This is a genomic window from Nonomuraea harbinensis, assembly GCF_019396385.1.
GTDB lineage: Bacteria > Actinomycetota > Actinomycetes > Streptosporangiales > Streptosporangiaceae > Nonomuraea > Nonomuraea ferruginea.
This window is the reverse complement of the sequence record NZ_JAHKRN010000123.1, coordinates 1-1,164: the sequence shown is the minus strand read 5'-3', so window position 1 is coordinate 1,164 and position 1,164 is coordinate 1. Positions and strand designations below refer to the sequence as shown.

The following is a 1,164-nucleotide window of genomic DNA, read 5'->3' as shown; positions in this document are numbered from 1 at the left end:
GAGGCCGAGAACCTGCTTGGGACGGGGGATGCCGAGCTTGGCGAGCAGGTCGATCTGCGGCTTGGTCAGGCCGGTGACCTGCTGGAACGTGCCGGTAGGGCCGGCGAAGGTCCCGACGTGGAGGCGTTGGAGCTCGCGGCGGGCCTGGGACCAGGTCGTGCCGGCCCGGGTCTCGATGATGCGGATGAGCAGCAGAGCGAGCCAGCACAGGACGACGTGGGCACGGATGCGTTCTTCCAGCCGGTGGTAGACGGGCCGCAGGTCGATGATCTGCTTCATGTCGCGCCAGCCTCGCTCGACTTCCAGAAGCTGCTTGTAGCCTGCGGCGATGTCCTCGGCGCTCAGGTGAGGGTCCGAGCAGCGCAGAAGGTACTTGCCGTCGAGGTTCTCCTCTGTCTTGATCCGGGCGTGGTCGATGCGGAGCTTGCCGGCCGCAGTGATGCGCAGGTAGCGGTTCAGGCCGGGCCTGCCGGCGATCTTGCCGCGTAGTTCGCCGCGTTTGAAGTCGCTGAGCTGGTCGGTGCCGTCGATCAGCTCTTGGAGGTGGGCGATGAGCTGGGTGCGCATGTGCTGGTCACGTGCGGCCGATTCGGGGTTGTGGCAGATGATGAACCGGTCGGTGTCGCTGATCCGTACTTCCTTGACGCGCATGTTCACGGCGGTCTCGGTGTAGCGGCCTTGGCGGGACAGGGCGGCCTTGACCTCGGGTGAGCCGGAGCGGAGTTTCTCGCCGACGATGTAGGCGTGATCGCCTTGCCGCAGGTAGCGGCGGTTGGTCTCGGAGGAGAAGCCGCGGTCGGTCACCCATACGATCTTGGACAGGGTCCAGTCCCGCATCTCGTCCTTGACCTGCCGGATCACCTTCTGGTCAGAGGCGTTGCCGGGCCAGCACCAGCAGCGCACGGGGATGCCGTCCCTGGTGACGGCCATGCCGATGACGATCTGCGGCAGGTCGTCGCGGGAGTCCTTGGACTTGCCGTAGGTGCGGAACCCGGCCTTGTTCACGTCGCTGCCGTCGTCGCTGCCGCCGGGGTTGTCGCTCTGTCGGCGGCCGGTGTCGTCGCGGGCGACGGCCTCGTCGGGTTCCTCCAGTTCGAAGTAGGTGCTGGTGGTGTCGAAGAACAGCAGGTCCACTTCCAGGTTCAGCAGGGTGGCGACCTCGTC

General features: G+C 66.5%; 1 protein-coding gene. It reads right to left on the bottom strand.

All coding sequences use genetic code 11. The annotated features are described in order from the left end of the window. Positions 1-1,164, bottom strand: a 1,164-nt coding sequence (locus tag KME79_RS44285; protein ID WP_219552669.1) for an IS1634 family transposase, incomplete at both ends; no start/stop codon positions are given.